1 protein-coding gene is annotated in these 233 nt (G+C 50.2%); it reads left to right on the forward strand.

Annotated elements, in window-relative coordinates; all coding sequences use genetic code 11:
• A partial coding sequence (locus LKX83_RS32970; protein WP_227887508.1) for a S1C family serine protease occupies positions 1 to 233 on the forward strand: 233 nt, incomplete at both ends.

Consider the following 233-nt stretch of genomic DNA (forward strand, 5'->3'; position numbering starts at 1 on the left):
CAGGAATTGTGTTCCGTAAATCCGGAGGTAAGGCATATATCGTAACGAATAACCATGTCATCCAAGGTGCCGAACGCGTTCAGGTCTCGCTTACAAGGGGTGAGAAAAACCTGGATGCAAGAGTAGTGGGAGCCGATCCGCTGACAGACCTTGCGGTGCTTGAAATTGATGGCTCTAAGGTACAACAGGTTGCCGAATTCGGTGATTCATCGAAAGTAAGGGCAGGAGAGCCG

The sequence above is a fragment of the Cohnella baijiui genome (assembly GCF_020731285.1).
Lineage (GTDB): Bacteria > Bacillota > Bacilli > Paenibacillales > Paenibacillaceae > Cohnella.